The following is a 19,846-nucleotide window of genomic DNA, read 5'->3' as shown; positions in this document are numbered from 1 at the left end:
AACCCTTTTAATGCGCCCCGTTGCCCAGATAGCTCAGTCGGTAGAGCAGGGGATTGAAAATCCCCGTGTCGGCGGTTCGATTCCGTCTCTGGGCACCAAATACCGAAAACCCTGAATCGCAAGATTCAGGGTTTTTTTTATGCCTGCGATTTGATGACGGCCCGATCCCGCCCTTCTTGCAGGCCGGAATTCGCGATACGTTGCTCAACCCTTACGGAAGAGGGTCATCCCCGCGATGAACCAGAAAAGAACCCGCGCTCCCCTGCCCCATCCCGCGCCGCCCGTAAAACGCACCGACTGGTTGATGATCGCGCTCGGCCTGGTGCTGATCCTGTGTATCGGCCTGATCGCCTATGAAACCGTGGACGGTCTGATTCAGGGACGCATCGGCAACATGGCACGCGGCAAACGCTTCGCCATGTATTCGTTGACCGCACAACCCGCCGAATTCTGGTTTGCCGTATTCACCCACTGCTTACTGGCCCTCTTCCTGTCGGGCGCCGCGTGGTTATTGATCTGGCTGGGCCGCACGGCAACGGTCGCGCCATCCCGGCGCGACCGGTAACGCCACTAGCTGTTGTCGTTCCAGTGGAACACCAGATTGCGCGCAGCACCGCCGCCAATTTCCGCCGCATCCCGGCGCGTTTCACCATTGCGGGTCGCGACGACCGTGTATTTGCCGGGTGGCAACTGCACGTAGACCAATGGCCCGGTCTGATTCAGCGTCAGCACAGTCTGGCCGGGGGCTTTCTGAATCATCACATCGACATCCGCGGTGTATTCGTTTTGCATGCCGACGGCGAAGGTCATGTGCAGGTTGTAGCCCGCGGATTGCTGAATGGCTTTCGACTCATCTTCGCCAATCCCGCCGGCCAGATAGCGAACACCGTTTTGCTCTTGCTGCTGAACCTGCACAGCGGAACTGTCGATCGGCTCCAGACTCGCAGCCTGCGCCATGATCGGAAACAGCAGCACCGCAGCAGCGGCAACGGGCAGCACGAATGAAAGAACGCGTTTCATGAGGACGACTCCCGGGCTCTCGCGGAACCCAATCGTTACCTCTTTTTAGATTTTGTCTTGCGGAGTGGGTTTTAGAACGATTGGGAGTTGCGGTTGATACGAAAAGGACTACACGCCGTACTCCTCGTTCGCGGAGTTCGTCAGCCTGATCTCGCAAAACCCGCCCACTCTTCCTTCAGTGGCATCAGAGGCGGCCGGCATCCCCAGGCCAAGGCAATTGGCATGCTCTTGCTTCTGTTCCCCCCTGAGCCGGAAGACCTGATGAGCCAACTAAAACCTGCTGACACGCAAGATCCAAAAATTGATTCGCTGCTGGGCGACCTGGGCGAACTGATACGCGAGGCGCGGCAGAAAGTGCTGCGAACGGTCGACACGATTCAGGTCCAGACCTGCTGGCAGATAGGGCGACACATTGTCGAGTTCGAGCAACAGGGTGCCCGGCGTGCGGGGTATGGAAAACAGCTTCTGGCTACGCTGGCGAAGGAGCTGACTGCGGACTTTGGGAAAGGCTTCGATTCTTCCAACCTTCGCTACATGCGTTTGTTTTATCAGGCATTTCCAATTCGTGACGCACTGCGTCACGAATTGAGCTGGACCCACTACCGCAAGCTATTGGGGATTGAAAGCGAACCGGCCCGGCAGTGGTACATGAACGAAGCCGCTGCACAAAACTGGTCAAGCCGCGCCCTTGATCGCCAGATCAACACGCTCTACTACGAACGTCTGTTGATGAGCCGAGACAAAACCGACGTCTACGCCGAGGCAGCGACCAACATTGCCGCGATGAAAAGCAATCCCCGGGAATTCATCCGCGACCCCGTCCTGCTGGAATTTCTCGGCCTGCCATCACCGGGCAAACTTCAAGAATCCGAACTGGAACAGGCCCTGATGGATCAGCTCCAGGGATTTCTCCTTGAGCTGGGCAAAGGCTTCGCTTTTGTCGGTCGCCAGCAACGCATCAGCGCTGGCGACGATGATTTTTACATTGACCTGGTGTTCTACAACTACCTGCTCAAATGCTTCGTCATCCTCGATCTGAAGCGCGGCAAACTCAGCGCCCGCGACGTGGGCCAGATGGACATGTACATCCGCATGTACGACGACCTCAAACGCAGCGAGGGCGACGGGCCAACGGTGGGGATCATTCTCTGCGCACAGCAAAATGAATCGGTTGCGCGCTACACGATCCTCAAGGGCAATGAACAACTGTTCGCCAGCAGCTACAAACTGGTACTGCCGAGTGAAGAGGAGTTACGCGCGGAGTTGAACCGTGAACACACGCGGCTGGAAGAGCGCTTGAGCGAACAGACGGCTGATTGACCGTCGACGGATTGTTCACCGAGCTGGCTGGGACTATCGTTGGCAGCCACTCCGCGAAGGTCGAGCGCCATGGGTTTTCAAGAGACGCACGCACTGGAAGATCCCCAAAACAGAACCGCGCTCGCCAGCGATGTTCAGGACGCACCCTTCCACGAGCCCGCCGCCGACGGCTATCTGCTCGGCGGTTTCACCTGGCGTCACGCGTCATCGGATCAACAGCGCCCAGTGGTGATCATCAACGCCGCCACCTCCGTGCGCTGCCGCCACTACTCACGCTTCGCGGCGTATCTGTTCACAAACGGCTTTAACGTGATCATTTACGACTATCGGGGCATTGGTGAATCGCGGCCGAAGTCGATGAGGCATCTGCAGGCTTCGTGGACGGATTGGGGCGCACTGGATTTCGAGGCGATTCTCAAACGCGCGCAGCGGGAGTTTCCCGGTCAGCCGATCGATGTGGTCGGGCACAGCTTCGGTGGCTGTGCAGCAGGCCTGGGGGCGTCCGGAAAGATAATCCGACGACTGGTGACGGTCGGCGCGCAATTCGCTTACTGGCGCGATTACGCGCCCGAGCACCGCTGGCGGATGTTCGGCAAATGGCATCTGCTGATGCCGCTGGTCACACTGTTGTGTGGCTACTTTCCGGGCAAGCGACTCGGCTGGCTGGAAGACACGCCCGCCGGCGTGGTGCGCGACTGGAGCACGCCTGACGCACGTTATGAGCGGCGTCCGAGCGGTAAAGCGATGGCCGAATTACCTTTCGCCAACGTTCGGGCCAGAGCTCTGGCAATCAGCATCAGCGACGATCCCTACGGCACGATTCCCGCCATCGAACGCCTGCTCGCTTACTTCCACAACGCGCAAAAGACCCACCTGCGAATCGAGCCGCAGGACATCGGTGAGCAGCAAGTCGGACATTTCGCCTTTTTTCGCAGCGCATACCAAGCCACACTATGGCCCATCGCTCTGACCTGGCTGCAGACCGGCGAACTGGCCTCCGACACGCCGGGGCGCAAAATCCCACGCAGCCAAGCCCTTTAACGCACCACGGAACACACACCATGGCTTCCGCCAACAAGCAGCAAAAACGCGCCGCCCGGGCCAAGACCAAAGCCAAGCAGAACCGCACCAAACGTGCGGAAGCGCCGGTCGAGCTGGACCCGAACGACGACCGCATCGATTTCGAGTCGGTGGACCTGACCGAACTGTTCAAGAAAATGATCGACGCCGAAAAGATCAGCCAGCAGGCCCTGTGCACCGCGTTCCTCGAAGACCCGTTGCTGGAGCTGGTGTACGAGCAGGAAGGCGAAGAAGGTGCGATGGATTTCATCCTCGCCGCGCTGATCGAGTACCGCCAATGGTCCACCGAGACCGACGAGGCTGGCGCTCTGGCGTGGATCGAATCGCCGGATTTCCAGAAAGACTATGTGGCCGCGTCCGACGCAATCGCCGCACAAACCCAACAGAAAAACTGAGTTCCCATGGCATCCCTGAACAAGCAACAGAAACGCGCCAAACGCGCCAAGGCCAAAGCCAAGCAAATCCGCATGGTCGGTCGCAAATCCCTGGCGCAGGACGATGACCTCGGCCACCTCGCCGAGCCGATCCCGGAATACACCCTGGCGATGTTCAGCAAGATGCGCGACGCCGAAGCCGTCAGCCGCAACGAAATGCTCCTGACGCTGCTCCGTGAGCTGGCGTTCATCATCGTTGATCATCCTGAACTGCTGGACATGGAAAACGCCGAGAACGAAGGCATGGCCGCCACTCACCTGGCCGCCGACATGCTGATCGACTACCGCATGTGGGCCGACGGCATGGATCGCGAAACCGCCCAGGCCTGGCTGAGCGAGCCGGAGTTCATCAGCGATTTCGGGATTGCGCTGGACACCTACGGTCAGTCGGTGGAAGCGCAGGAAGAGAAGAGCGAATAAACCGCTCGCAGTAACAAAAACGGCCGCTTGTCATCACTGACAGCGGCCGTTTTGCGTTACGCGTTGCGGATCAGTTCAGAACCGCGGCGCCACGCTTTTCCAGATTGCGGCGGCGAGCCACCAGCAGGCCGGCAGCAACCACCAGCAGGCTGAGCAGGCCGGTCGCGAGGATTTCCACGCGGTGGGCGTCCTGGAACAGCATGATGGTCAGGGCCGCGACGATGAATACGATCACCGCGTAGGTCAGGCCCGGGAACAGCCACATGCTGAAGACGATTTTCTCGCCGCGAGCCATGCGTTGTTTACGCATGCGCAGTTGCGAAATCGCGATCACCAGGTACACCAGCAGTGCGATGGCGCCGGAGCTGGCCAGCAGGAACTCGAACACCGCAGCCGGGGCCACGTAGTTGGCGAAAGTGCACAGGAACGCCGCGCCGGTGGACAGCATCACCGCCCAGTAAGGCGTGCCGCTCTTGTTGGTGCGGGTTGCCATGGCCGGAGCATCGCCACGCTTGCCGAGGGAGAACAGCATGCGCGAAGAGGTGTACAGCGCCGAGTTCAGGCAGCTGGTCACAGCCACCAGAACCACGATATCAACGATCATCTTGGCATTCGGGATGCCCATGCGCTCAAGCACAGTCTGGTACGAACCGACGCTGGCCAGAACCGGGTCATTCCATGGCACCAGGGCCACGACGATGAAGATCGAAACGAGGTAGAACAGACCGATCCGCCAGATCACCGAGTTGGTGGCCTTGGAGATCTGCTTGCCCGGGTTCTTCGATTCCGCAGCCGCGATGGTCACGATCTCGGTACCCATGAAGGAGAACATGGTGGTCAGGATCGCGCCCAGCACCGCGCCCATGCCGTTCGGCAGGAAGCCCTGGGTGTCGAAGATGTGCGAAACGCCGCTGACCTGGCTGTTCGGCAGGAAGCCGAAAATGGCCGCGACGCCAAGGATGATGAAACCGATGATCGCCACGACTTTGAGCAGGGCGAACCAGAATTCGAACTCACCGTAGTTTTTCACGCTGAACAGGTTGGTCACCGTCAGCAGCATGGTGATGATCAGCGCGAAGGCCCAGATATCCACACCCGGGAACCACGCGTGCAGGATGGTCGCGGCGGCGTTGGCTTCCAGCGGAATTACCAAAACCCAGAACCACCAGTACAGCCAGCCGATGGTGAAACCGGCCCAGTGACCGATAGCGCGGTCGGCGTAAGTCGAGAACGAGCCAGTGTCAGGCGAGGCAACAGCCATTTCGCCGAGCATGCGCATCACCAGCACAACCAGCGCGCCAGCAGCGGCGTAAGCCAGCAGAACAGCGGGACCGGCGGCGGCGATGGCGTGGCCGGAGCCTACGAACAGACCTGCACCGATCACCCCGGCGATCGACAGCATGGTCACATGACGCGGTTTGAGCCCCTGTTCGAGGCCATTGGAGCTTTGGGTACTGCTCATTGAAACTACCTTTGCGAGGAAAGCGATTCAGTCCGTCCCGTCTGGTTTTCCTTCTCGTAAAAAGAAACCAACGGGGCGTTCCAGATTCTGCACGCAATAATTGCGCCAAAATGTTTCAAACTCTTCTGGTTCGCGGTTTTCAGCGCGACCGGACAGTCATCGCAAGTCCTTGAGAATACTGGCCTTTCGCCAAAGCGTTACCCTGCGACTCACTTTTCAAACGAATCAGCGCACCAGAAACACACTGAAAAAGTACGGGATGCACAATAAAAGGGCGAATGAGGAACGTTCGGCCGGTTAGCGCTTCCAACACCCCGCCAAAGGTGGCAACATCGCGCCTTTTTTTACGCGACACCCACGGGAATCCACGTTCAAACACCCGTTCGGTTGTTGATGGGGCGACAGTCTGCTGCGCCGATGCGACAACCTGCCACACGCCATCCGTTTACCGCTCGTAGCGCTGTTGGCTGCCATTGAAACGCTATGCTAGCTTGGCCGCCTCGCCAGGAAGGCCAACCAACAGCAGGAGCGCAACATATATGAGGAACGCACATGGCTGAGGCCACGCCCGCGCTTGAAATCCGCAACTTGCACAAACGCTACGGACAGCTTGAGGTGCTCAAAGGCATCTCGCTGACCGCCCGCGACGGCGATGTGATCTCGATCCTGGGTTCCTCCGGTTCCGGCAAGTCCACGTTCCTGCGTTGCATCAACCTGTTGGAAAACCCGCATCAGGGCCAGATCCTGGTGGCCGGGGAAGAACTCAAGCTCAAGGCCGCCAAGAATGGCGAACTGGTTGCCGCTGACGGCAAGCAGATCAATCGCCTGCGCTCCGAGATTGGTTTTGTGTTTCAAAACTTTAATCTGTGGCCGCACATGAGCGTGCTCGACAACATCATCGAAGCCCCGCGCCGCGTGCTCGGCCAGAGCAAGGCCGAAGCCATCGAAGTCGCCGAAGCGCTGCTGGCCAAGGTCGGCATCGCCGACAAGCGCCACGCCTACCCGGCGCAACTGTCCGGCGGTCAGCAACAACGCGCGGCGATTGCCCGCACGCTGGCGATGCAGCCCAAGGTGATCCTGTTCGACGAGCCCACCTCCGCCCTTGACCCGGAAATGGTCCAGGAAGTACTTAATGTCATCCGCGCATTGGCCGAAGAAGGCCGCACCATGCTGCTCGTGACCCATGAAATGGGCTTCGCCCGTCAGGTTTCCAGCGAAGTGGTGTTCCTCCACCAGGGCCTGGTAGAAGAGCAAGGATCGCCACAGCAGGTGTTCGAAAACCCGCTTTCGGCGCGCTGCAAACAATTCATGTCCAGCAACCGCTAACGGAGCTACCCGCATGCAGAACTACAAAAAGGTCTTCCTGGCCGCCGCCGTCACCCTCGCGTTCAGCGCCGGTGCCATGGCCGAGACCCTGAAGATGGGCATCGAAGCGGCTTACCCGCCGTTCAACAATAAAGACGCCAGCGGCAACGTCGTCGGCTTCGACAAAGACATCGGCGACGCTCTGTGCGCCAAGATGAAAGTTGAATGCTCCGTGGTTACCTCGGACTGGGACGGTATCATCCCGGCCCTGAACGCCAAGAAGTTCGACTTCCTGATCTCCTCGATGTCGATCACCGACGAGCGCAAGCAAGCGGTGGACTTCACCGACCCGTACTACTCCAACAAGCTGCAGTTCATCGCGCCGAAAAACGTCGACTTCAAGACCGACAAGGCTGCGCTGAAAGGCAAAGTGATCGGTGCCCAGCGTGCGACCCTGGCCGGCACCTTCCTGGAAGACAACTTCGGTGACGACATCACCGTCAAGCTGTACGACACCCAGGAAAACGCCTACCTCGACCTGACTTCCGGTCGCCTGGACGGCATCCTCGCCGACAAATACGTCAACTACGAGTGGCTGAAAAGCGACGCCGGCAAAGCCTACGAATTCAAGGGCGACCCGGTGGAAGAAAGCGACAAGATCGGTATCGCTGTACGTAAAGGCGACCCGATCCGCGAGAAGCTGAACGCCGCGCTGAAGGAAATCGTTGCCGACGGCACCTACAAGAAGATCAACGACAAGTACTTCCCGTTCAGCATCTACTGATCCTGACCTGCCGGATCGGCGCCGTTCCATGACGGCGCCGATCCCCGGCCTTGCCTGCCGCGATTTGAAAAGAAATCCATGATTATCGACCTCTACGGATTCGGCCCGGCGCTCTTCGCCGGCGCGCTGATGACCGTCAAACTGGCACTCTCGGCCCTGTGCCTGGGGCTGGTGCTCGGTCTGCTCGGCGCCTTGGCCAAGACTTCCCCGTACAAGCCGCTGCAATGGCTTGGCGGAACCTATTCGACCCTGGTGCGTGGCGTTCCGGAATTGCTCTGGGTGCTGTTGATCTACTTCGGTACGGTCAACGCGATGCGCGCGCTAGGTGAGTTCCTCGGCCATCCCGAACTGGAACTCAGCGCCTTCGCCGCCGGCGTCATCGCGCTGGGCCTGTGCTTCGGCGCCTACGCCACGGAAGTTTTTCGTGGCGCGATCCTCGCCATTCCCAAAGGCCACCGTGAGGCCGGCGTGGCCCTGGGCCTGTCGAAATGGCGGATCTTCACCAAACTGATCATGCCGCAGATGTGGCGCATCGCCCTGCCCGGCCTGGGCAACCTGTTCATGATCCTGATGAAAGACACCGCGCTGGTGTCGGTCATCGGCCTGGAAGAAATCATGCGCCACGCGCAGATCGGCGTGACCGTGTCCAAGCAGCCATTCACCTTCTATATGGTGGCGGCGCTCATGTACCTGTGCCTGACCGTGCTGGCGATGATCGGCATGCACTTGCTTGAAAAACGCGCCGCACGCGGCTTCGCGAGGAGCGCTCAATGAATTGGGAAGTCATCATCAAGTGGCTGCCAAAGCTTGCTCAGGGCGCGACGCTGACCCTGGAGCTGGTAGCCATCGCCGTGATCGCCGGTTTGCTGCTGGCGATTCCGCTGGGCATCGCCCGTTCTTCGAAGCTTTGGTACGTGCGCGCTTTTCCCTACGCCTACATCTTCTTTTTCCGTGGCACGCCGTTGCTGGTTCAACTGTTCCTGGTCTACTACGGCCTCGCGCAGTTCGATGCGGTGCGTAACAGCTCGATGTGGCCGTACCTGCGCGATCCGTTCTGGTGTGCCACCGCGACCATGACCCTGCATACGGCGGCGTACATCGCCGAGATCCTGCGCGGCGCAATCCAGGCGATTCCGCCGGGCGAGATCGAAGCGGCGCGGGCGCTGGGCATGTCCCGACCGAAAGCGCTGTTCTACATCATCCTGCCGCGTGCCGCGCGCATCGGCCTGCCGGCCTACAGCAACGAAGTGATCCTGATGCTCAAGGCCAGCGCCCTGGCCAGCACCGTGACCCTGCTGGAACTGACCGGCATGGCGCGCACGATCATTGCCCGCACTTACTTGCCGGTGGAGATCTTCTTCGCTGCCGGCGTGTTCTATCTGGTGATGGCTTACGTGCTGGTTCGCGGCTTCAAACTGCTGGAACGCTGGCTGCGCGTCGATGCGTGCCAGGGACGCTGAATCTTCTTACGTGCTAACGGGCGAGGACTTACTCGCCCGCTTCACGGCACTGGATGCATTTCTTACAGCGCATCAGGCGCTGTGGAAGCCTCGCCCGTTCACTCATCTGCAACTTCCCTGGGAAGCGTCCTACCCGGAATTGGCCTCGTGGCTACGCGGGCGGTCGCTGGAAGATGCGGAAAATGCCCATAACCACCCTGCCGAACTCTTGGATGCGCCGGAGCCATTTGCTTCATTGGCGGCGTTGTCGCTTGAGTTGAGTTCGGTGGGTGAGCTGCCTGCGCATTCGCTGGAAGCCGCCGGGCATCGTCTTAATGTCGATGTGCCCGGGCGCAAATGGCAGCAGATCGAAGCCTTCGCCAGCCGCCTGTCGTTTGCCTCGCAACCGAAGCACTGGCTGGATTGGTGTTCGGGCAAAGGCCATTTGGGACGGCGTCTGCTCGGCGCTGATCAGCAACTCACCTGCCTGGAATATGACCCGGCGCTGGTTGCCAGCGGTCAGGCGCTGAGTCAGCGTCATCACCTGCATGCGCTGCACGTCGAGCAGGATGTGCTCGCCGCGAACACCGCTTTATTGCTGAACGCCGAACACACACCTGTCGCCCTGCACGCTTGCGGTGATCTGCATGTGCAACTGATGCAACTGGCCTCCGCCGCTGGCTGCCGACAACTGGCGATCGCACCGTGCTGCTACAACCGGATCAATCGCACTGAATATCAGACGCTGTCTTGCGCCGGCTCGCGCTCCGTCCTACAGCTTTCGCTGGAAGATCTGTCCCTGCCGATGAGCGAAACCGTCACCGCCGGTGCCCGCGTCCGACGTCAGCGTGACAGCTCCATGGCCCGGCGACTTGCCTTTGATCTGCTGCAACGGCAAATGCGCGGCGTCGACGAATACCTGCCAACGCCTTCTCTGCCAAGCGCCTGGCTGGACAAACCATTTGCCGATTTCTGTCGCGACCTGGCAGCGCTGAAAGAGTTATCCACAATCGGCTCACCAGATTGGGTAGCACTGGAAGCGGCCGGTTGGCAGCGATTGGCCGAAGTTCGCAACCTGGAATTACTGCGCGGACTATTCCGACGGCCATTGGAGCTTTGGCTGAATCTTGACCGGGCACTTTTCCTTACCGAGCAGGGATACATCGTACGCCTCGGCACCTTCAGCGAGGCGCCGCTCACACCGCGCAATTTCCTGCTGCTGGCCGAACGCGTTTAATCTTCCACGCCCTGTGGATAACTCTGTTGATGGATTTATCGTGGATCCAATATCCACGGCTGTTTCAGGCCATTAACAGCGCTGGTCATTTTTTGTTCACATAAATAAAAAACCGGCAAAACAGGGATTTGCGGCTCAAATGAGAACCCGTCCACAAAAACCTGCCTAAGCGCGCCCTCTTCAAAGCCTGTTGTGCATAAGCCCTCGACCAAAAGGACATAACCGCCGAATCGTGGACGCGGGCAATGGAAAATTGCACCGGCCAACCACCCTTGCTATACAGGCTCACACCGTGCCGGCAGCGCACGCACGAACAAGAAGAACCTGACCGACAGGGAGTGACCGTGACGTTCATCTCTTACGCACAGAATTTCGAAGACATCCGCCTGTGGCGCGCCCTCAAGTTCTTTGAAAATGGCTTCTATATCGATGTCGGCGCCAATGACCCGATCCACGACTCGGTGACCAAGGCGTTCTACGATCGCGGCTGGAGCGGCATCAACGTCGAGCCGATGCAGAACTTCCACGACGCCCTGCGCCAACAACGCCCACGTGACACGACCCTGCAATGCATCGCCAGTGACAAGCCCGGCGAAGTGACCTTCTACGGCATTCCGGGCACCGGCCTGTCCACCGCCGACCCCGTAACGGCTCAGGAACGCCGCGACCTAGGCCTCGACGTGCGCAGCCTCACCGTCAAGGCCCGCACCCTGACCTCGATCTGCGAAGAACACGCCGCCGGCCGCGAAATCCACTTCCTGAAAATCGACGTCGAAGGCCACGAAGAAACCGTGCTGCGCGGCATGGACTTCAGCCGCTTCCGCCCGTGGATCATCCTCATCGAAACCCCGTTCGAGCGCGACCACACCTGGGAACACCTGATCACCGACGCCGGCTACACCAACGTCTGCTTCGACGGCCTCAACAGCTACTTCCTGGCCGACGAACACCTGAACCTCAAACCGGCCTTCGACATGCCGCCCTGCCAGCTCGACAACTTCCAGCTGTGCCTCGGCCACCCCTTCGCCCACCCCGTCAGCCCCGGCGAAGCCGACGCCCTGGCGCAAATCAGCGCCGCCACGCAACGCGCCGAACACGCCGAAGCCCAACTGCGCGCGCTCCAGAACAACCGCGCCTGGCGAGCGCTCCAGAAACTGCGCAACGTCCTGCGCCGAGCCTGATCGGAGCCCGCGCAAAAATAGTCTGAATTCAGGGGTTTACAGAAGCAACCGAGCCGCTATAATCGTCGCCCACACGCCGGTATAGCTCAGATGGTAGAGCAACTGACTTGTAATCAGTAGGTCCCGGGTTCGATTCCTGGTGCCGGCACCATACAAAGCGAAGCCCCTGCAGAAATGCAGGGGCTTTGTTGTTTCTGGAGTGTCCACATTTCGTCCACATCCCGATCATCGGCAACCGCGTTGCCAGTTCTAATCGGAACAATCCATAGACGATTTCACCTCAGGCTGGCAGCAAATTCCGCAATGCTTCCGGATGCTGGCTTGCAACACGTAACAATGTCTGTGCCGCACCTGTCGGCTGCCTGCGACCCTGCTCCCAATCCTGCAACGTCCGCAGACTCACACCGATCAACTTGGCGAACGCACTCTGCGAAACGCCCACCTTGGCCCGCGCTTCAGCAGCCGCCGAGAGTGGCACCTCTGTCACACGAGCAGCCTTTCCCGCCTTCACTTGGCGGACAGAGTCCAGCAAGTCCTGCTGGAATTGCTCCAGTTCATTGACCATCGCTGATTTCCTCCTTCAATTGCTTAAGGAAAGCTGCGGGCAGGTTGTCGAATTTGGCCTTGGTGTAGGCAATCAGCAACCAGATTGAGCCTTCGGAAAGCGTGTTGTAATAAATGACACGTGTACCACCTCGCTTGCCCATACCGCTACGAGACCAGCGAACCTTGCGCAGGCCTCCGCTACCCGGAACGACGTCACCGACCAGCGGATTTGCGGCAAGCCAGTTTATGAATTCATGCCGCTCACCTTTGGCACCAGATACCGTCATCGTAGAGTTTGAAAATTGCTGATTTGATAATACTTATAACATCGTTCACGCATACGGCATTAAAATATACGCGAACAACGCAGCAAACCTCTACAGCATCTAACCAGCATTCAAAAAGTAGATACTTTAACTACTTCCTTACAAAGCACCACAGATGAAATCAACTAAAACAAAAGAAGCACGTAGAGATTTTAACCACCCGAGGGAGGGGGCATCGAACAGCTTACATATGAGCAATTATAATCGCCGCGAAACGCCCTCCAATTCCTCATAGCAAGTGACTTTGAATCATCGATACCAATGGCATCAGCCAGTTCATCCACAGTCTTATAGTATGGAGCCGGGGTAGTGATTATAGCTCGTCGATCGTTAACAAAATCAACAACATTCACATCTTTCAACTTTATGCGACACAATACGTCAGATTGCAGCTGAGAGAGAACTTCATCAAAAGAGCTCAACGTATCATCGATGTTAGCAATGAGATTTTCACTGAATGAGTAAAGCCTAAGAAGCCTCGTACAACCGTGAATCAAAACGACTTCGCTTAGGCTAACTCGCATTCTATGATGAGTTCTGGGAATAGCGGCATCGAATTCAGCACGATAGGGCAAAATCTGATCATTTCGATCCAACACTCCCGACATCGTTGCAACATATTTTTGTTCAACCACCATCAGTCTAGAAAGAATACTACCCATAGACTCTTCAATCAGTAGCTCATCAAGATAGTCAGTAGCTCTATTTTCATTGAGTGGTATTTTTTGAGACACTGGCATAGTTAAGAATCTCAACTCATCTGTGGCGCATGGCCAAACAACTTGCTTTTTTAAATTTGCAATATCCCGATATTTCGCTACAAGGATGCCAACACCTTTATTATAATCACTTGCCCTTTTAATATTTAACTTCCGTTTATCTTCCAGAGCATGTACCTCAGCTTTTTTTGCCTCCATTTTCACCTGAATGTTATGAGAGGTGAGCACACCGGCTATAGCCCCACCAAAACCTGCGGCAACCGGGCCTAAAATATCTTTAAAAAATTCATAAGTTTTTGGAGGAAATATTGACTCTACAAACGGAAACATCGAAAGCAATATCAGCGATAAAAAAACGCAAATAACACCCCCCAATATCACTCCAACCACAACTAAAACTTTAGTGTTTGTTTGAATCATTCCACTTACTCAAATTTATAGGCAATACTGAAAATAAATTTTGCAGAAAAATAGTACTCCAATTCGTCGCCAAGGTAAAAATATTTTAATATCTTATTTCTCATGAGCTTCTAACATCAGATAAAAAGTCAAATCCTATCGCTCAGCGCCGAGCAACTCATTTATGAAGGGTGGGGTAGAACACTTATTCAATGGAAATCGCAATATTAAGAAGGGCAATTTCAAATTTAAATTTTAATGTCTTCTTGAGTAATAAAAACGACCTGACATAGACTTGCCCCACCAAAGCACAGCCCATTTAATCAGTCGAATAACTGAATACTCTAAATTGGATGGAGTTTCTTGCAGAACAGTTCTTAGCCAAATTGATCCTGGCCGTGAAAGTGGAAATAATGCTTGCCGAGACGGACATCTATTATTTCGGACTCGCTTATGATGATAACCTCCGAAAGCAGAACACCCAGCGAAAGCGTAGCCCTCGCTGGGTCTTGGGTATGACCATTTCATTAACCTTCGCATCGCTGCAAGGGCTTTGTGTTACCGCATCAATCAGTGCCCAGCGCTCTGCCCACCATCCACATGCAGAATCTCGCCCGTCACAAAATTCGCGTTATCGAGATACACCACGGCCTGCGCAATATCGTCGATTTCACCCATGTGCCCAACCGGATGCAGCGCGCCCAGTGCCGCGTGGGTCTCTTCGCCATGCATCGGCGTTTTGATGATGCCCGGTGATACCGCGTTCACCCGGATTCCGCGTTTGGCGTATTCGATGGCCAGGGATTTGGTGGCCGCGTTGAGGCCACCCTTGGTCAGCGAAGCGAGGACCGAGGGCACGCCGTCGATGGCGTGGTCGACCAGGCTGGTGGTGATGTTGACCACGTGGCCCTTGCCCTGTTTTTCCATCTCGGCGATGGCCAGTTGGGTGATGTAGAAGAAGCCGTTGAGGTTGACCGACAGCACCGCCGCGTAGTCTTCCGGGGTGTAGGCGGTGAACGGTTTGGCGACGAAGATGCCGGCGTTGTTGACCAGGGTGTCAATGCGGCCGAAACGTGCCACGCCTTCGCTGATCACGCGCTGTGCGGTGGCCGGGTCGCCGATGTCGCCGGCGATGGTCAGGATCTGCGGATCGTTCGACGGCTTGATCGAGCGCGAAGTGGCGACGATGTTGTAGCCCAGTTCCCGGAAGGCCTTGACCATGCCTTCGCCCAGACCTTGGGAAGCACCGGTGATAACGACGGTTTTTTTCGAGTTGCTCATGATGAAATCCTCAATCAATAAGTAGGTGTTGAATCAGGCTGTAGCCAGTTGTTTCAGCATTTGTTCGTAGTACTCGACCGATTGCGAACCGGAAACCAGGTGCTTGCCGTTCAGGATCAGCGCGGGCACCGAGTTGATCCCGTGCTGCCGGTAGAAGGCTTGCAGTTGCCGTACTTCGCTGGCGAATTCGTCGTTGGCCAGCACCTTGCGGGCCCTCGCTGCATCCAGTCCCGCTTCGGTCGCCAGACGGATCAGCGTCGGGTGATCGTTCGGGTTGTCGCCGTCGCGGAAGTAAGCGCGCAGCAGGATCTTTTTCAGCGCGACTTGCCGCCCTTCCTGCGCCGCCCACATCAGCAATCGATGGGCGTCGAAGGTGTTGTGAAAGTGCGTGCGTTTCTCCAGGTCAAACTCGAACCCGATGGCCGTGCCGCGCTCGATCTGCATCTTCTTGCCGGCGGCGACGTCTTCGGCGGTGCGGCCGTATTTGCGCATCAGGTGCTGCACCGCTGGTTCACCTTCGGCGGGCATGTCCGGGTTGAGTTCGAAGGGCTTGTAGGTCAGCTCCACCGAAACCTCGCCGGCCAGATTGCCGATCGCCTGCTCCAGCGCTGTCGCCCCGAGCGCGCACCAGGGGCACACCACGTCGGAAACGAAATCGATGGTCACGGCCTGGCTCATGACTGGCCCCGTTCCACCAGTTGTCGGCGGTATTCGGTGGTGGTGATGCCGGCGTAGCCCCAGTTATCGGTGTCGACTTCTTCGATCACGATGTGGGTCAGGTCCGGGCGCTTGTTGAGGACGCGTTCCAGGGTTTCAGTGATTTCGGCGATCACCTGAGCTTTCTGCTCGCGGGTAACACCGTCGCGGGTGATGCGTACGCTGACAAATGGCATGACGACTACTCCAGTGACCTGCCCTCGGGATGATGGTCAGGTGTTGGAGCTCAATGTAGGCGTGTGCCGGGAGGGGAAAAAGTAGGGGTGGGGTACTTCATTTGTGAGGTGGTGTAATGAATAACCTGTAGCAACTACACAAGAATTTGAGCAAACGAACGCGTCAGTTCAGCGCACCTCAATGCCTTTTTCTGCATCGTCTTGAGCCTTCAGCAGCTCATCTATAGAACCGAAATACTCGCGAAGCAGGCATGCTTCCCTCATGGCTCGGGCGGTCTTCCGCGAGGGTCTTCGCACATGTTCGGGTTTTCGTTGAATCGCCATCGCAATTACCTATTCCCGGTCAGTGCGACTTATTAGAGACGATCACTCTGGCAGCCGATATCAGCTCATTCGCAGTGATCTCTGGGACCTGTCCGTAAAAACTGCGGGTAAAAGGCACCCTTCGTGTCAGTCGTTTCCCTTTGAAAATCCCCGAAGACGCACCCAAACCGTGCACTTTTTTTGACCCCAATCACCCCCACGTCACCAAAAACCCCGATCCTGTGTCAGCCTCCAGCCATCGGCGGGGACATCAATTCGCTACTAATTGCGCGACAACTATGCTCAGGTACAGGAATATAGCCGGCAAATGGCGCCGTTCAGGCCGTCACGTACACAACAATACCCAGCCCACTTCAGAGGGCATTACCCATGGATAGCAGAACCTTACGCAACCTCATGCGCATCGTGCAGACCGGCTCGTTGTCGGCCGCAGCCGAGCATTCGTGCCTGACCGTGCAGGCCCTGGCCGCACAGCTGAACAAGGTCGAAGAGCAGTTCGGTTTCCGCTTGTTTAGACGATCCAACAAGGGGCTGACGCTGACGCCGCAAGGCACGGAGCTGACGCCCTATATGGACAGAGTGCTGATTGCCACGCGGCAGATGGAAGAGAAAGTCGAAACGTTGAAGGTGCCAGGACAGCGCACGTTGAAAGTGGCGTTGAACACCACGCTGGACCCGGACTTCAACCGGCGAATGATCGAACGCCTGATCGAGGTTTTTCCCGAATACCAGATGGAATTCAGCTACGCCGAGTCGATGGAAAACCTCAGCAAGCTGAAGAACGAGGACTTCGACCTTGCGGTGCTGATCGGCCCGCAGCGTCCGGGTCTGCCGAGCATTGTCCTGCCGGAAGTGCAGGTGCAGGTGGTCGGCGCGCATTGTGGTCAGGAGAACGATCCGCTGACGTTGCTTGGCAACAAGTTTCAGGTGCGTCCCGCAGAAGATTGTCCGTATTCCCACAGCTTTTTGCGTTTTCTCGACGCCGGGCTGGGCAATCACGAGAACAGTCAGCGGACGATCTACTCCTGCAGCGAAACGCTGACCCTGTCGCTCATCACCCAGATGGACGCGGTCGGCATGGTCTCCCGCGAGGCTGCGCAGAAGAATGGCCTGACGATCTTCCCCGGGTTCGAGGATTTCCTCGAAGTGCGCCTGGCGGTGAACAACCCGGATCTGTCCGGCCAGGCGTTGAACGACGTGGTCGATCTGCCGCTACATGAACGAGCCGAGCGCAATGTACGCAGCCGTCCCAACCGCCACACTGAGAAAGAGGTTTTTGCTGAAATACGCACATAACAACGTCGGAATCGCTGCATAGAACTCCGGGCGATCGAGCTGTATGTGCTGATCCTTGATCAACAAGGGTGTCAGGCTGATGGCAGCGACGATCGCCACCGGCAGGTATTCCAGCGCCCGAGCGACGAAGGGCGGCCAGTGCTCGGTGTTGACCTGCAGCGGCAAGGCTCGTGGCAGGAAAGTCACGGCCATCATCAGCGCGACCACCAGGATCAGGAACGTTTGGTCAGGCATACACCCACTCCGCAGCCCACAAACGTGGCGATGAAAACGTTGAACGGCGAGCTGCCCACCAGACTCAGTGCGCCCATGCAGACGACTGCGGCCATAGCGGCGATGAGTTTGTTGCGGGTGTTGCACAGCGAGACCAGCACGTAGAGCATCATCGCGGTCAGCGCGTAGTCGAGCTGATATTTGATCAGGTGCGACGCGTACTGCGCGCACAGGGCGCCGAGCAATCCGCCGATCACCCAGGAGGTGTGGCAGAACAGGTTGAAGCCGATCAGATAACGGATGTTCACCGGGGCACCGGTGCCCAGTTTGACGCTGTGGAAGGCGAACGATTCATCGGTCAGGCCGCCGGCGTAACACCAGCGCTCCATGCGGCTCAGACCCAGCGCCCGCAGGGCCTTCGCCATGTAGACCGACATCAGCATGTGCCGCGCGTTGATCAGAAACGTGGTCAGCACGATGGTGGTCAGCGATGCCCCGCTGCTGATCAGCGCCAGCGCCGCGAATTGCGAAGCCCCGGCATACACAAACAGACACATGGCCACCGGCAGCCACAGCGGCAGCCCGGCGTTGACGGCCATCAGCCCGAACACGAACGATACGGTGAAGTAACCGGCCACCACCGGGCTGGCTTCGGCAAAGGTGCGCGATGGCTGACGGTCGACCATCAGCGGCGCACTGCCGGATGTTTCATTCATAGATCCCTCTCAAATGTCCGCTCGCCGTGAGGTTCGCAAAAACCCTGGGCCGTCCAGAAACGCTTGCCCGCGAGGTTAGCATCGTCGACGAACAGAAACATCCGCAGCACACCGACCCGTTTCATGTCGGCCGACGCTGCTTCCACCAGCCGCTGACCGACACCCTGGCTGCGATAGCGCAGGCTGACTGCCAGATGGTTGATGGTGCCGCGACTGCCCAGCATGCCGCCCAGCACCGCACCGACGATTTCGCCTTCGACATCGAAAGCGAGATAGGCCGTGGTGGTTTTCTGGATCAGCACGCCGCGCAGGCATTTGGCGTCCTGCCATTCACAGAACGACACTTCGTCGAACTGGCGGAAGAAACGCTCCATGCGCTGCGCGTCCTTGGCTGTCGCGCGCCGCAGCACCACCGGCGTCGAGCATTCGACGCCGTCTATTTGGGTGATCTGATTAGCGAACAATGTCGAAAGCGGTCCCGGGCCGCGAGAAGGAAATTGCCAGGATCTGCCGGTACGCCATGGCGTGGGAGTGAGTATTGCGTGCCGGTGTCACGTAGTGGCGCATGTCGCGGTCGAGGAAGTAGGTGGTGTCGAGGATTTCCTGGTAGGTGGTCGACGCCAGTTGATGCTCGTGGATGTCGTACAGACGACTCTCCGCGCCCTCGACATTGTTGCGCCCCCAGAAGTGCACGCCGCTGAACGGATAACCGTCGCAGTGAATCCCTTCCGGGGTGATTTCCAGTTGTTTGCCGGGTTTGATCTCGATGCGGATCTGATGGATCTGGCACTGCCAGATTTCATCGTGCAGCTCTTCCGGCAACACGCTTTTGTACACTTCAAAATCGGTGTCGATCAGGCTGCGCATCACTGGCGAGCTGATGACTTCGTCCGAGAAGTCCTGGAAGTGCCGCACCACGCCGCCCACATAGCTGTTGTTGGCTTTGGACTGCACGTATGCGCGATGTTCCAGCTGCTTCAGTTCGCGAGTCTTGGGGTTGTATTCAAAGTCGCTGTAACGACGGTAACGCATGCCGGCTTCGGCCTGACCGTAGTAACTGTCAGGCTCCATGTTTTCCCAACTTTTGGTCAGTCTGACGAAGTCGGCGAAATGACCGTAGAGATTGAAGTCAGCACCCTGCACATTGGCGTACTTGTCGCGCCGTAGCGATTCGCCCACTTCTCTGGTTAAAACGATCATTACCAAATTCTCCGCTGCATTGAGCGGCCTAATCTATTAGGTGGAGAATTTGCGTCCATGAGAAAGAATTTCAGGCATTTAAAGCCCTGTTTGAAACGCGATTTGAAACGGCTTGAAAGTGCATTTCAAATGACAAAAACACGGGTTTTTATGCTGCTTTTTCAAAAAGCGTCAAAAAAAAAGGTTCTTCACGGATTGCCGGGAAAGACGCTCTTGATCTTCATGAAAAAGAATTCGCTATCCCGGTAACC

23 protein-coding genes, 2 tRNA genes and 1 pseudogene are annotated in these 19,846 nt (G+C 57.4%); 14 read left to right on the top strand and 12 right to left on the bottom strand.

The window, feature by feature from the left end; translation table 11 throughout:
• Positions 1-22: 22 nt before the first annotated feature.
• Together AC1RT4_RS16590 and AC1RT4_RS16585 are read left to right on the top strand one after the other, a co-directional pair.
• Positions 23-98 (top strand) — tRNA-Phe (locus AC1RT4_RS16590).
• 137 nt (positions 99-235) lie between these two features.
• Positions 236-565 carry a hypothetical protein gene (locus tag AC1RT4_RS16585; RefSeq protein WP_493086409.1) on the top strand — a complete coding sequence of 110 codons (330 nt, stop codon included), beginning with the start codon at positions 236-238 and terminating at the stop codon, positions 563-565.
• 5 nt (positions 566-570) lie between these two features.
• Here the strand turns inward: AC1RT4_RS16585 and AC1RT4_RS16580 are convergent, their stop codons facing one another.
• Complete coding sequence (locus AC1RT4_RS16580; RefSeq protein ID WP_493086407.1) at positions 571-1,020, bottom strand: carboxypeptidase regulatory-like domain-containing protein; 450 nt, start codon at positions 1,018-1,020, stop codon at positions 571-573.
• Positions 1,021-1,281: 261 nt separating this feature from the next.
• Here AC1RT4_RS16580 and AC1RT4_RS16575 point away from each other — a divergent pair, with 261 nt between their 5' ends.
• From AC1RT4_RS16575 to AC1RT4_RS16560, 4 genes are all read left to right on the top strand, one after another.
• Positions 1,282-2,340, top strand: coding sequence for a PDDEXK nuclease domain-containing protein (locus AC1RT4_RS16575; protein WP_493086826.1), 1,059 nt, complete (start codon positions 1,282-1,284; stop codon positions 2,338-2,340).
• Positions 2,341-2,409: 69 nt separating this feature from the next.
• Complete coding sequence (locus tag AC1RT4_RS16570) at positions 2,410-3,381, top strand: alpha/beta hydrolase family protein (protein WP_493086405.1); 972 nt, start codon at positions 2,410-2,412, stop codon at positions 3,379-3,381.
• Positions 3,382-3,401: 20 nt separating this feature from the next.
• Positions 3,402-3,815, top strand: coding sequence for a hypothetical protein (locus AC1RT4_RS16565; protein ID WP_007952560.1), 414 nt, complete (start codon positions 3,402-3,404; stop codon positions 3,813-3,815).
• A 6-nt stretch (positions 3,816-3,821) separates the two neighbouring features.
• Positions 3,822-4,274, top strand: coding sequence for a hypothetical protein (locus tag AC1RT4_RS16560; protein WP_493086403.1), 453 nt, complete (start codon positions 3,822-3,824; stop codon positions 4,272-4,274).
• A 70-nt stretch (positions 4,275-4,344) separates the two neighbouring features.
• On the opposite strand, the gene gabP is transcribed toward AC1RT4_RS16560, so the two are convergent.
• Positions 4,345-5,736 carry a GABA permease gene (gene gabP / locus AC1RT4_RS16555; protein WP_007952562.1) on the bottom strand — a complete coding sequence of 464 codons (1,392 nt, stop codon included), beginning with the start codon at positions 5,734-5,736 and terminating at the stop codon, positions 4,345-4,347.
• A 552-nt stretch (positions 5,737-6,288) separates the two neighbouring features.
• Between gabP and AC1RT4_RS16550 the strand changes: the two genes are divergently transcribed.
• The 7 genes from AC1RT4_RS16550 to AC1RT4_RS16520 all read left to right on the top strand — a co-directional run bounded on the left by AC1RT4_RS16550 (position 6,289) and on the right by AC1RT4_RS16520 (position 11,833).
• Positions 6,289-7,062, top strand: coding sequence for an ABC transporter ATP-binding protein (locus AC1RT4_RS16550; RefSeq protein ID WP_007897462.1), 774 nt, complete (start codon positions 6,289-6,291; stop codon positions 7,060-7,062).
• Positions 7,063-7,075: 13 nt separating this feature from the next.
• Positions 7,076-7,825, top strand: coding sequence for an ABC transporter substrate-binding protein (locus AC1RT4_RS16545; protein WP_039764659.1), 750 nt, complete (start codon positions 7,076-7,078; stop codon positions 7,823-7,825).
• Positions 7,826-7,903: 78 nt separating this feature from the next.
• The gene (locus tag AC1RT4_RS16540) at positions 7,904-8,599 is read left to right on the top strand and encodes an ABC transporter permease (RefSeq protein ID WP_493086400.1); all 696 of its coding nucleotides are present in this window, start codon (positions 7,904-7,906) and stop codon (positions 8,597-8,599) included.
• Positions 8,596-9,285, top strand: a complete 690-nt coding sequence (locus tag AC1RT4_RS16535) for an ABC transporter permease (protein ID WP_192563157.1) — start codon at positions 8,596-8,598, stop codon at positions 9,283-9,285. Before AC1RT4_RS16540 ends, AC1RT4_RS16535 begins: the two co-directional genes overlap by 4 nt.
• A complete protein-coding gene (locus AC1RT4_RS16530; RefSeq protein ID WP_493086398.1) occupies positions 9,266-10,501 on the top strand; it encodes a methyltransferase in 1,236 nt (411 codons plus the stop codon). The genes AC1RT4_RS16535 and AC1RT4_RS16530 overlap by 20 nt, the downstream gene beginning before the upstream one ends.
• Before the next feature lie 344 nt (positions 10,502-10,845).
• Positions 10,846-11,682 carry an FkbM family methyltransferase gene (locus tag AC1RT4_RS16525; RefSeq protein ID WP_493086396.1) on the top strand — a complete coding sequence of 279 codons (837 nt, stop codon included), beginning with the start codon at positions 10,846-10,848 and terminating at the stop codon, positions 11,680-11,682.
• Between the two features lie 75 nt (positions 11,683-11,757).
• Positions 11,758-11,833: transfer RNA gene (locus AC1RT4_RS16520), tRNA-Thr, on the top strand.
• A 129-nt stretch (positions 11,834-11,962) separates the two neighbouring features.
• Here AC1RT4_RS16520 and AC1RT4_RS16515 read toward each other — a convergent pair.
• From AC1RT4_RS16515 to AC1RT4_RS16490, 6 genes and pseudogenes are all read right to left on the bottom strand, one after another.
• On the bottom strand, positions 11,963-12,247 hold the full coding sequence (locus AC1RT4_RS16515) for a helix-turn-helix domain-containing protein (protein WP_493086394.1): 285 nt from the start codon (positions 12,245-12,247) through the stop codon (positions 11,963-11,965).
• Positions 12,237-12,531, bottom strand: a pseudogene (locus tag AC1RT4_RS16510) (transcriptional regulator). Before AC1RT4_RS16510 ends, AC1RT4_RS16515 begins: the two are co-directional and overlap by 11 nt.
• A 175-nt stretch (positions 12,532-12,706) precedes the next feature.
• On the bottom strand, positions 12,707-13,693 hold the full coding sequence (locus tag AC1RT4_RS16505) for a hypothetical protein (protein WP_493086392.1): 987 nt from the start codon (positions 13,691-13,693) through the stop codon (positions 12,707-12,709).
• 549 nt (positions 13,694-14,242) lie between these two features.
• Positions 14,243-14,953: an SDR family NAD(P)-dependent oxidoreductase gene (locus tag AC1RT4_RS16500; protein WP_085608639.1), complete on the bottom strand. Its 711-nt coding sequence runs from the start codon at positions 14,951-14,953 to the stop codon at positions 14,243-14,245.
• 33 nt (positions 14,954-14,986) lie between these two features.
• Positions 14,987-15,631 carry a DsbA family oxidoreductase gene (locus tag AC1RT4_RS16495; protein WP_493086389.1) on the bottom strand — a complete coding sequence of 215 codons (645 nt, stop codon included), beginning with the start codon at positions 15,629-15,631 and terminating at the stop codon, positions 14,987-14,989.
• Positions 15,628-15,846, bottom strand: a complete 219-nt coding sequence (locus tag AC1RT4_RS16490) for a tautomerase family protein (protein WP_192563148.1) — start codon at positions 15,844-15,846, stop codon at positions 15,628-15,630. The genes AC1RT4_RS16495 and AC1RT4_RS16490 overlap by 4 nt, the downstream gene beginning before the upstream one ends.
• 693 nt (positions 15,847-16,539) lie before the next feature.
• Here AC1RT4_RS16490 and AC1RT4_RS16485 point away from each other — a divergent pair.
• Positions 16,540-17,466 (top strand): LysR family transcriptional regulator, encoded by a 927-nt coding sequence (locus tag AC1RT4_RS16485; protein WP_493086387.1) that lies wholly within the window; start codon positions 16,540-16,542, stop codon positions 17,464-17,466.
• Here AC1RT4_RS16485 and AC1RT4_RS16480 read toward each other — a convergent pair.
• The 4 genes from AC1RT4_RS16480 to AC1RT4_RS16465 all read right to left on the bottom strand — a co-directional run bounded on the left by AC1RT4_RS16480 (position 17,383) and on the right by AC1RT4_RS16465 (position 19,595).
• Positions 17,383-17,700, bottom strand: a complete 318-nt coding sequence (locus AC1RT4_RS16480) for an AzlD domain-containing protein (RefSeq protein ID WP_007952614.1) — start codon at positions 17,698-17,700, stop codon at positions 17,383-17,385. The two genes, AC1RT4_RS16485 and AC1RT4_RS16480, sit on opposite strands and share 84 nt — an antisense overlap.
• Complete coding sequence (locus tag AC1RT4_RS16475) at positions 17,679-18,395, bottom strand: AzlC family ABC transporter permease (RefSeq protein WP_085702720.1); 717 nt, start codon at positions 18,393-18,395, stop codon at positions 17,679-17,681. The genes AC1RT4_RS16480 and AC1RT4_RS16475 overlap by 22 nt, the downstream gene beginning before the upstream one ends.
• Entirely contained in the window at positions 18,392-18,769 is a 378-nt protein-coding gene (locus AC1RT4_RS16470) for a GNAT family N-acetyltransferase (protein WP_007952618.1), read from the bottom strand. The genes AC1RT4_RS16475 and AC1RT4_RS16470 overlap by 4 nt, the downstream gene beginning before the upstream one ends.
• Positions 18,770-18,848: 79 nt before the next feature.
• On the bottom strand, positions 18,849-19,595 hold the full coding sequence (locus tag AC1RT4_RS16465) for a 2OG-Fe dioxygenase family protein (protein WP_007952620.1): 747 nt from the start codon (positions 19,593-19,595) through the stop codon (positions 18,849-18,851).
• Positions 19,596-19,846: the final 251 nt, after the last annotated feature.

It is taken from the genome of Pseudomonas sp. GW821-FHT11D10, from assembly GCF_058808435.1.
This window is presented reverse-complemented; position numbering and strand designations above follow the sequence as displayed.

Bases quoted from the DNA above. Each gene is read 5' to 3' on its own strand.
- AC1RT4_RS16550 (WP_007897462.1), top strand. From the start codon at position 6,289: ATGGCTGAGGCCACGCCCGCGCTTGAAATCCGCAACTTGCACAAACGC.
- gabP (WP_007952562.1), bottom strand. From the start codon at position 5,736: ATGAGCAGTACCCAAAGCTCCAATGGCCTCGAACAGGGGCTCAAACCG.
- AC1RT4_RS16575 (WP_493086826.1), top strand. From the start codon at position 1,282: ATGAGCCAACTAAAACCTGCTGACACGCAAGATCCAAAAATTGATTCG.
- AC1RT4_RS16480 (WP_007952614.1), bottom strand. From the start codon at position 17,700: ATGCCTGACCAAACGTTCCTGATCCTGGTGGTCGCGCTGATGATGGCC.
- AC1RT4_RS16505 (WP_493086392.1), bottom strand. From the start codon at position 13,693: ATGATTCAAACAAACACTAAAGTTTTAGTTGTGGTTGGAGTGATATTG.
- AC1RT4_RS16475 (WP_085702720.1), bottom strand. From the start codon at position 18,395: ATGAATGAAACATCCGGCAGTGCGCCGCTGATGGTCGACCGTCAGCCA.
- AC1RT4_RS16560 (WP_493086403.1), top strand. From the start codon at position 3,822: ATGGCATCCCTGAACAAGCAACAGAAACGCGCCAAACGCGCCAAGGCC.
- AC1RT4_RS16580 (WP_493086407.1), bottom strand. From the start codon at position 1,020: ATGAAACGCGTTCTTTCATTCGTGCTGCCCGTTGCCGCTGCTGCGGTG.
- AC1RT4_RS16470 (WP_007952618.1), bottom strand. From the start codon at position 18,769: ATGGAGCGTTTCTTCCGCCAGTTCGACGAAGTGTCGTTCTGTGAATGG.
- AC1RT4_RS16530 (WP_493086398.1), top strand. From the start codon at position 9,266: ATGCGTGCCAGGGACGCTGAATCTTCTTACGTGCTAACGGGCGAGGAC.
- AC1RT4_RS16490 (WP_192563148.1), bottom strand. From the start codon at position 15,846: ATGCCATTTGTCAGCGTACGCATCACCCGCGACGGTGTTACCCGCGAG.
- AC1RT4_RS16515 (WP_493086394.1), bottom strand. From the start codon at position 12,247: ATGGTCAATGAACTGGAGCAATTCCAGCAGGACTTGCTGGACTCTGTC.
- AC1RT4_RS16465 (WP_007952620.1), bottom strand. From the start codon at position 19,595: ATGATCGTTTTAACCAGAGAAGTGGGCGAATCGCTACGGCGCGACAAG.
- AC1RT4_RS16495 (WP_493086389.1), bottom strand. From the start codon at position 15,631: ATGAGCCAGGCCGTGACCATCGATTTCGTTTCCGACGTGGTGTGCCCC.
- AC1RT4_RS16570 (WP_493086405.1), top strand. From the start codon at position 2,410: ATGGGTTTTCAAGAGACGCACGCACTGGAAGATCCCCAAAACAGAACC.
- AC1RT4_RS16540 (WP_493086400.1), top strand. From the start codon at position 7,904: ATGATTATCGACCTCTACGGATTCGGCCCGGCGCTCTTCGCCGGCGCG.
- AC1RT4_RS16545 (WP_039764659.1), top strand. From the start codon at position 7,076: ATGCAGAACTACAAAAAGGTCTTCCTGGCCGCCGCCGTCACCCTCGCG.
- AC1RT4_RS16565 (WP_007952560.1), top strand. From the start codon at position 3,402: ATGGCTTCCGCCAACAAGCAGCAAAAACGCGCCGCCCGGGCCAAGACC.
- AC1RT4_RS16585 (WP_493086409.1), top strand. From the start codon at position 236: ATGAACCAGAAAAGAACCCGCGCTCCCCTGCCCCATCCCGCGCCGCCC.
- AC1RT4_RS16500 (WP_085608639.1), bottom strand. From the start codon at position 14,953: ATGAGCAACTCGAAAAAAACCGTCGTTATCACCGGTGCTTCCCAAGGT.
- AC1RT4_RS16535 (WP_192563157.1), top strand. From the start codon at position 8,596: ATGAATTGGGAAGTCATCATCAAGTGGCTGCCAAAGCTTGCTCAGGGC.
- AC1RT4_RS16485 (WP_493086387.1), top strand. From the start codon at position 16,540: ATGGATAGCAGAACCTTACGCAACCTCATGCGCATCGTGCAGACCGGC.